Genomic DNA, 8506 nt, shown 5'->3' on the forward strand with positions numbered 1-8506 from the left:
AAAAAGGCCGGTGTTATACCGGCCTTTTTGCCAAAAGCATCATTCGCTGTGGTGCTAACTCAGAACTTCGCGGTAAGGCCCAGCGTAATGGCGCGTCCAGGTAATGGCGCATCAGCTTTTATAAAAGAACTGTGGACATAACCTAACTTGTTGCTCAGGTTAGTACCCTTTAAAAACGCTGTTACATCAACAGACTGCAAGTTGAAATAATAATTCAGGCTGGCATCAAAACTGGTGTAAGCCGCAGTTTCGCTTTCATAAACCGATATTTTATCCTGACGTGCATAATAAGTTGCGCCAACAACTGTGCTCCATTGTTGTGCCTGATACTGATACTCCACACCGGCTTTTATGGGCGGAATACGGGGCAAATCGCCGCCGGATCTCAGCCTGGCCCGCACCATATCGGCAAATACCGACAGTTGTTGTTCAGTATCTAGCTGATAACTCAGCGCAAACTCAGCACCATAAAGCCGGGCATCACGCTGCTGATACTGATACACATCAAATTCACTATGCTCTTCATGATCATCATGTATTGCTGCGTCATCATGATCGGCGTCTTCTGCATGCTCTGCTAAATCATCCATAGCCAAGCCTGTATTGGCAAGGTACAGATAATCGTCAATCTGGTTGTAGAAGAAGTTATAACTAAAGGTTAGATCACCTTCTGTTTTACGAAAACCAAGATCAAGGTTATTGGCGGTTTCACGTTGCATCTTGCCGTTATAAAATCCAATGTCACCATCCTCATCAAGCTGATAAGCAAGCCCAAGCTCATAACTGGAGGTGGCGATATGAGCACCGTTGGCGTAAATTTCGGCAGCACTTGGTGCACGTTCAGAGCGGCTGGCACTTAAAGCCCATTGATAACCTGGCTGAAAATTCCAAACCAGACCGGCCGACACACTAGCGGCATTAAAACGGGCATAACCGGCTTCATCGTCTACATCTCCGGCGTGCGCTTCATCATGCAGATGTGCGAGTTCAAGCGCCTCGGTATCGTGTTTAGTGCGCTCGAAGCGACCACCCAATTGTGCGGAAAATTCACCAAATCGACGTTCTTCCAGGATAAAAAGGGCATAACTACTGGTTTTGGCATCCGGGGTGAAAGCTTCTTCACCAAAAGCCCGATAATCGTTGTGTTGATAATGCAAGCCAACCAGACCATGCCAGCCCAGCAGGTCACTGTGCTCAACACTGAGGCGGTTTTCAAAAGACTTGTTTTTAAAGGTGGTACCGGCCACTCCAGCATCCATCTCAATATGCTGATAATCGGTGTAAGCGCCACTGAGGCTTAAGGTTTCAACACCCTGAACCGGACTATACAACTCGCCGGCATAACTCAGTCTGTCTTGATCTAAATCTGCATACACAGCCTCAGCCGCGTGGTCATCGTGTCCGGCATGCTCTTCTTCAGTTTCAGCCCCATGCGCCTGATGGCCAGGTATGCCGTATTGGCTATTGATACGGCCAACAGCAACACCAAACAAACCTCTGCTACCAACCCAGCTGCCGCCAATATTCAACGCCTGATTATCCAGTGCGCTATTTTTAAGCGTCTTTTGGCTTTCACCTTCATCATTGACAAACTCAGGCACTTTATAGTTGTTGCTGCTGCGGTCAAAACCGTCAAAATGCCAGGCAAACTGCTCCACAGCGCCGTCATGCGCCAGCGCGTAGCTTTGTTCATCAGCAACATTATTGCGACGGACATCTATAGTGGTTTGTGGACTTCTGAGCTGGCGAGGCACCCTGTTATCGACGATATTGACCACTCCGCCAATAGCACCACTGCCATATAACAGCGTGGCAGGGCCGCGCAATACTTCGATTTGTTCTGTGGTAATGGCGTCGGCACTAATAGCGTGATCAGGGCCAACGCGCGACACATCACCTGTATCCATGCCGTTACTCAGCAGCTTGACGCGGGGGCCGTCCAGACCACGGATCACCGGACTTGCAGCCACAGGACCATAATAATTGCTGTGGACACCAGGCAAAGTTTTTAACGTTTCCCCTATAGTGGCTTCGGTATGCCGGCTTAAGTCTTCGCCAGACATCACGGACACCGGATGAGCCATATCCAAATCATAATGGTGTAACCCTGACGCCGACACTGTCATACGCTCCAGACCACCACTGCTGAGTTTTACGGTAAGCGGCAGATCACTGGCTGCGACAAACTCGTCACCATAACCTTTAGCCGCAATATGCAGCTGCGCGTCGGCCGGGCTTTGAATACGAAATTCGCCTTTGTCATTGGTATACACATATTGTTGACGACCGTGCACATGGACTTTGGCATTGGCAACGGGTTGACCTTGCTGATTGACAACAACGCCGGTAAGAGGGGTTGTCTGCGCCTGAACCTGACAGGAAAGCGTGATACAAAGTGCCAGAGCGGCAGGCTTAAAATAAAAGCCCGCTGGAAAATGGTTCAAAACAGATCTCATTGGATTTTCCTGTATGTTTTGTGTGATGTTATAACATTTTACGGGGGAGGTTTGGCAAAAAACAAGCCTTTATCGTATTTCAGTCAGAAAGTCGCGACCAATGTGCTGTTTTTACCGATGACCTGTAGCTGGTAAAACAAAGGACTGTTGTTAGAGGTACTGACTGAATTAGAATAGTTTTTTTGTTTTTGTCCGCTGGGGTAGCGCTGTTATGTCGTTTTGGCCTGAATTTTTATTGGTGGCTTCGGTTCATTTTGTTGCAGTTGCAAGTCCGGGGCCTGATTTTGCCATAGTGCTTCGTTATGCGGTGCGATACGGTGTAAAAGTGGCATTGTCTGCCAGTATAGGTATAGGCCTTGGCATTTTATTGCATGTTGCCTATTCACTACTGGGTATAGGTTTATTGTTACAAACAACCCCCTGGTTATTTCAGTTGTTTTCTGTTTGTGCCGCCAGTTATCTTGCTTATATAGGTACTCAGGCGCTTCGCAGCGGCCCACAGCTGGGTCGGGAAACTGAACAGGACGATAAGCTACCTGCAATTGGTTTATGGCAATCTTTTCGCACTGGTTTGCTGACCAACGGTCTGAACCCCAAGGCCACGCTGTTTTTCCTGGCGTTATTTGCCGTCATTATTTCGCCACAAACACCACTGAGTTTCAAAATTATTTACGGTGTTTATATGGCGATTGCCACAGCCCTGTGGTTTTGTTTGCTATCTTTTGTATTAACCCGACAAAAAATAAGAAGTTTTTTATTGCATCAAGGCTATTGGTTTGACCGCTTGATGGGGGTTGTCCTGTTGGCATTGGCTATGCAGTTGCTGTATAGCGCTTTAAAGGCTTTTTAAACTTTATTGCGCCTTTTGCCGACAAAGCAGCAAAGGGGGGTGCTTATGCGGATGCAAAGCAAAGTGATAAGGCTGGATCTGAGTTACAACTCAGAGCAATCACATCAATATCTGAAAGAAACCTGTTATCTGGCACCATTTCAGGACGAAGATGCCAGTCATTTTGCCAAACGAATTCTCACTTACCTGAGTTTATATGAACTGCATCCAGTGCTGGCAAAACAACAACCGTCCGGTCGGCAACCCGATTTATATCTGCAGGACCAGCAACAACATTTTTTACTATGGTGCCAGGTCGATTTGCCGTCGGAAAAACAATTGCAGCGCGCCAGCCATCAGGCGGAGCAGGTGCTGTTGGTAACAGATTCTGCAGATCAGGCCAAAGCCAAAGCGCTGATACGCGGTTTGCCCAATGTGGTGTTATCCACTTTAGGCGCTGAGCAATTGGAAGAATTCTGTAAGATGTTGCGTGGACACATGCAGCTGTCTGTATGGCGGGAACAGGATTTACTCGTGATAACCGATGGTCAGCAACAGCTTGAAATGCAGGTGGCACCTATATCTTACCTGCAATTACATTAAACATTTCAGCCGGCACGTCACCAAACGCCCGCATTTCTGAACAACATAGTTTTAAGATCGCCAGACCTCCAAATGTCGTTCACTTACAGCTTCGATTTACCCTTGTTCATTGATGGCGTATAATGCGCGCCGGTTTTCTTGCGCCGGATTTGCGATCCGGACTTAGCAAAAAGGATAAAAGATGTACGTTGTAGCTGCTTTATATAAATTTGTGAACCTGCCTGATTATGTTGCGCTGCGCGATAAACTTTATCAGCATCTGGTACTGAATAAAGTCAAAGGCACCTTGTTGCTGGCCGAAGAAGGCATCAATGGCACTATTTGTGGTACCCGTGAAGGCATTGATGCTGTTTATCAATTTTTGCATGTCGATGGCCGTTTTGAAGGCATGTCGTACAAAGAATCTTTTGCTGATGAACCTGCCTTTTACCGCACCAAGGTGAAACTGAAAAAAGAAATTGTCACTATGGGGGTTGAGGGCATTAACCCTTCGCATATTGTCGGCACTTATGTCAAAGGGGAAGCCTGGAATCAGCTTATCAGCGACCCCGACACTATTGTGATTGATACCCGTAACGATTACGAAGTGGCTATTGGTACCTTTAAAAATGCCGTGAATCCAAACACCACCAGTTTCCGTGAATTCCCGCAATGGGCAGCTGACAATCTGGATAAGACCAAACATAAAAAAGTAGCCATGTTCTGCACCGGTGGGATCCGCTGCGAAAAATCAACCGCCTTTTTAAAAGAGCAGGGTTTTGACGAGGTGTATCACCTCGATGGCGGTATTCTGAAATATTTAGAAGAAGTACCAGAGCCGGAAAGTTTGTGGCAAGGCGAATGTTTTGTGTTCGACCAGCGGGTTGCGGTGAAACATGGCCTGGAGCAGGGCAGTTATGATCAGTGTTACGCCTGTCGTATGCCATTGTCTCAAAACGAAATGTTGTCTCCCCTTTATGTGAAAGGCTTAAGCTGCCCACACTGCCATGACAAAATCACCGACGAACAACGGGTTTCTTTTACCGAAAGGCAAAAGCAAATTGAACTTGCCAGACAACGTGGTGAACAACATATCCGTGACGGCAAGGTCGATTTTTAGTTCTACACTGACGTGACAATGCGGTGAGCACTTCTGACCGCAACATGGAGGTTGCAATGCCGGATAAAACAGTGTTGTTGGTGGATGACTCAGCTGCCTTGCGTCTCATTGCAGGGCAGCTGCTGACAGAAGCCGGTTATCAGGTGCTGGAAGCAGATGACGGAACTAAGGCATTGCAGCTGCTGGATGGGCGTAAAATAGATTTGATTATCACTGATGTGTACATGCCTGAACTCGATGGCCTTGCCTTGATCAAACAAGTGAAACAACTGAGTGCTTATCGTTTTACCCCCATTATGTTATTAACCCGCGAAGCGGCAGATGGCCCAAAATTACAGGCACAACTACTCGGTGCTAAAGCCTGGGTGGTCAAACCTTTTTCCGCACCTCAGCTGTTACAGGCGGTTGCTAAAATTGTCAGTTAAATGTCCGCTCTAAGACGTCAAATGTCAGCCTATAGCTGTATTTCAAATTTCATCAACCCGGGTTCACAGCCATGGCTGGGTGCCCCTGATGGCTAAACCCAAAATGCCGCCCGGCACTGTTGAAATTTTTCTGCAGCCAGGTGAAATGTATTTTGCCAAAGGCAGTGTGCGGATCAGCACCTTGCTGGGCTCCTGTGTTTCTGTCAGTTGCTGGCACCCTAAACATAAAGTAGGGGGCCTTAGTCATTTTTTATTACCAGACGCCGGTAATGGCCATGACGCCAGCCATAGCAGCCGTTACGCCAATAGCGGTTTTGAGCTGATGCTCAGAGAAATCCACAAACTGGGCCTGCCCAATAAAGAATTCGAATTTAAACTTTTTGGTGGTGGCAGCATGCCAAAACCTGCAGGTGCTGCACATCATCAGATCGGCAGCAAAAATGTAGTGGCAGCCAAACAATTATTAAATCAGCACCATCTGACTATTGCCGCTGAACATACAGGTGGTGTTGGTTATCGTAGATTGATGTTTGATGTCTGGAGCGGACAAGTCTGGCTCAAATATGTGGCGCTGGACTTGCCATAACAGCGGCTGTTGATATGACTGCAAATACCGTCTTTGTTACTCCGCTTCTCCTGCGGCTTTACAACCTTGAGTGACCCAAAAAATAAAATCACTGTCTGACATAGGTTTTGCCAGATAATAACCCTGAGCCATCATACAATTTGCCTGTTGCAGATAATCCCAGTCAGCGGCGCTTTCCACACCTTCAGCCACCAGATTAATACCCAGTTTGTCGCACATCAGCAGCGTGCTTTCAAATATCACCTGCAGGTGTGCTTTATTGTGAATGCCATCTATTAAACTGCGGTCAATTTTCAGTTCGGTAAAAGGGATCTGTGACAATTGTTTCACCGATGAATAGCCGGTGCCGTAGTCATCAATCGACAAACCAAATCCGGACAAACGTAGCCTTGTTAAAAACGCCAGCGCCTGGCCCATATTCCGGATCACCGCAGTTTCAGTAACTTCAAAAATCAGATTAGAGGGCGTGATACCTGAATGTGCCAGCAGTTGGGTAACCTGCTGTAAAAACTGTTTGTTATCAAAGGATGTAGCTGACAAGTTTACCGAAATTTTGCTGGCAAAGCCCTGATGTTGCCAAAGCTCCAGCTGCGCTATGGCCATCACCAACACTTCATAACTCAGGGCATCAATCAAATTGTAGCGCTCGCAACTTTGAATAAAATCGTTTGGGTACACCAAACCCCGCTCCGGATGACGCAGACGAACCAGAGCTTCGACACCAGCCAGCTCTTTACTGCGCATATTCAGTTTTGGCTGATAATGCAGTACAAATCTGTGCTCCTGCAATGCAAGCTGCAGTTCATGAAACTCCAGTGGTGCATGTTTATGGTGTGTCACTGCTTTTTTACAGGGTAAGACGGAGTGTTGTAACAGCTGTTGCAAACTGGCCAGCAACACGGGTTTGGCCAGACTGCCAATCACATTTAGACCGTCGGCTTTGGCCATCAACTCGACCGAAGCTATCAAATTTGGTTCACGGCTGCTGACAATCGCAATAGCAGAGTCCAGATCCATACTAGCCAGCTGATGCAACAACTCAATACCATCCATGTCCGGCATTTCCAGATCACAGATAATCAGATCAAATTGTTTATCCCGGCTTTGCAACATATCAAGCGCTATATGACCGTTGGCAGCTTCACAAATATCCAGCACTCCGGCAGCTGTGCACAACTGCCGCATATATTCACGTTGACTTGGACTGTCCTCGACCACAAGTACCGAAAATGTGTTCATCCTTTTCCTCAACTACTGACTGTATTTCATGATAATGGCAGGCACCTGCGCAAGCGATACAACATGATCAGCAGCCCCTCGTTTTATTGCTTCTTTGGGCATACCAAAAACCACACAACTGGCCTCGTCCTGCGCATAAGTGCGGGCTCCCGCTTGCTGCATCTCTAATAAACCTCTGGCGCCATCATCTCCCATACCGGTCATAATAATACCAATGGCATTGGCCCCAGCCACCTTGGCAACAGAACGAAACAAGACATCAACCGAAGGGCAATGCCGGTTGACAGCAGGCCCAGGTTTGACCACAGCCTGGTAATAAGCACCATTGCGGGTGATGGACAAATGTTGGCCGCCTGGTGCTATCAACGCCAGACCTGGCCGGATCCTATCGCCATGTTGCGCTTCTCTGACCTCAATGTCACAGATACTGTTTAATCTTTGCGCAAAAGCTGCGGTAAATTTTTCCGGCATATGCTGCACTATCACAATACCTTCAGAAACTTTGTTCAGTTGCGACAACACAAACTCCAGCGCCAGCGTGCCGCCGGTGGAAGTGCCGATGGCTATCACTCTTTCCGTTGTTTTTGCCATAGCGCCCAAAGGCACAGCTTCAACCGGCACTGTCATTTGCGCTTTTTGCAGCGGTAAGGCATGTAAGTTTTTCAGATTGGCTTTGGCAGCTTCGCGGATGGCATCAGCAAATTGTTGTTTACTGGCCTGCAAAAAATCTTTGACGCCAAGCTGGGGTTTGGTAAAAATCCCGGCGGCGCCGGCCTGTAACGCCTGCAAGGTTGTGGTGGCACCTTTTTCTGTCAAAGATGAACAAATCAGCACCGGGGTAGGCCTGGTACTCATAATTTGTTTTAAAAAGGTAATGCCGTCCATACGCGGCATTTCAACATCAAGTGTGATGACATCCGGCCATTCTTTATTCATTTTTGCCATGGCAAAAATCGGGTCCGGCGCTGCGGCTATCACCTCGATATCGGCAATACCGTCAAGCATCTGACCAAGCACCTGACGTACCAGCGCTGAGTCGTCGACAATCATCACTTTGATCCGGCGTTTACTCATACAACGCTGCTCTCATAACGGTCCGCCAGCAAATGAACCGGTTTATAACGGTAACAACTGGCCTGTAACTGCACCAGCCCCTCATCGTAACCATGGATACTTTCAGAATGGCCCACCAGCAACACACCCCCGGGTTTCAGTTGGCGCAGAATATTTTTTACAATAATTTTTTTATCTTCTAACTCGAAATAAATC

The 8506-nt window shown here is 47.5% G+C and carries 9 protein-coding genes; 5 read left to right on the top strand and 4 right to left on the bottom strand.

Features of this window, described 5'->3' with window-relative positions:
- Positions 1 to 59: 59 nt before the first annotated feature.
- The gene (locus RCH83_RS09205) at positions 60 to 2456 is read right to left on the bottom strand and encodes a TonB-dependent receptor (RefSeq protein ID WP_306521247.1); all 2397 of its coding nucleotides are present in this window, start codon (positions 2454 to 2456) and stop codon (positions 60 to 62) included.
- A 211-nt stretch (positions 2457 to 2667) separates the two neighbouring features.
- Between RCH83_RS09205 and RCH83_RS09210 the strand changes: the two genes are divergently transcribed.
- The 5 genes from RCH83_RS09210 to RCH83_RS09230 all read left to right on the top strand — a co-directional run bounded on the left by RCH83_RS09210 (position 2668) and on the right by RCH83_RS09230 (position 5998).
- Entirely contained in the window at positions 2668 to 3306 is a 639-nt protein-coding gene (locus RCH83_RS09210; RefSeq protein WP_306521249.1) for a LysE family translocator, read from the top strand.
- Positions 3307 to 3351: 45 nt separating this feature from the next.
- Positions 3352 to 3888 (top strand): YaeQ family protein, encoded by a 537-nt coding sequence (locus tag RCH83_RS09215; protein WP_306521251.1) that lies wholly within the window; start codon positions 3352 to 3354, stop codon positions 3886 to 3888.
- A 181-nt stretch (positions 3889 to 4069) separates the two neighbouring features.
- Positions 4070 to 4987: a rhodanese-related sulfurtransferase gene (locus RCH83_RS09220; protein ID WP_306521253.1), complete on the top strand. Its 918-nt coding sequence runs from the start codon at positions 4070 to 4072 to the stop codon at positions 4985 to 4987.
- A gap of 56 nt (positions 4988 to 5043) precedes the next feature.
- Positions 5044 to 5412, top strand: a complete 369-nt coding sequence (locus RCH83_RS09225) for a response regulator (RefSeq protein ID WP_306521255.1) — start codon at positions 5044 to 5046, stop codon at positions 5410 to 5412.
- 88 nt (positions 5413 to 5500) lie between these two features.
- The gene (locus tag RCH83_RS09230) at positions 5501 to 5998 is read left to right on the top strand and encodes a chemotaxis protein CheD (RefSeq protein ID WP_306521257.1); all 498 of its coding nucleotides are present in this window, start codon (positions 5501 to 5503) and stop codon (positions 5996 to 5998) included.
- A gap of 36 nt (positions 5999 to 6034) precedes the next feature.
- Here the strand turns inward: RCH83_RS09230 and RCH83_RS09235 are convergent, their stop codons facing one another.
- From RCH83_RS09235 to RCH83_RS09245, 3 genes are all read right to left on the bottom strand, one after another.
- Positions 6035 to 7237 (bottom strand): EAL domain-containing protein, encoded by a 1203-nt coding sequence (locus RCH83_RS09235; protein ID WP_306521259.1) that lies wholly within the window; start codon positions 7235 to 7237, stop codon positions 6035 to 6037.
- 12 nt (positions 7238 to 7249) lie between these two features.
- Positions 7250 to 8311: a chemotaxis response regulator protein-glutamate methylesterase gene (locus RCH83_RS09240; RefSeq protein ID WP_306521261.1), complete on the bottom strand. Its 1062-nt coding sequence runs from the start codon at positions 8309 to 8311 to the stop codon at positions 7250 to 7252.
- On the bottom strand, positions 8308 to 8506 hold a 199-nt coding region (locus RCH83_RS09245; protein ID WP_306521263.1), incomplete at its 5' end, for a CheR family methyltransferase. The genes RCH83_RS09240 and RCH83_RS09245, both read right to left, overlap by 4 nt.

Source organism: Rheinheimera sp., from assembly GCF_030824435.1.
Lineage (GTDB): Bacteria > Pseudomonadota > Gammaproteobacteria > Enterobacterales > Alteromonadaceae > Pararheinheimera.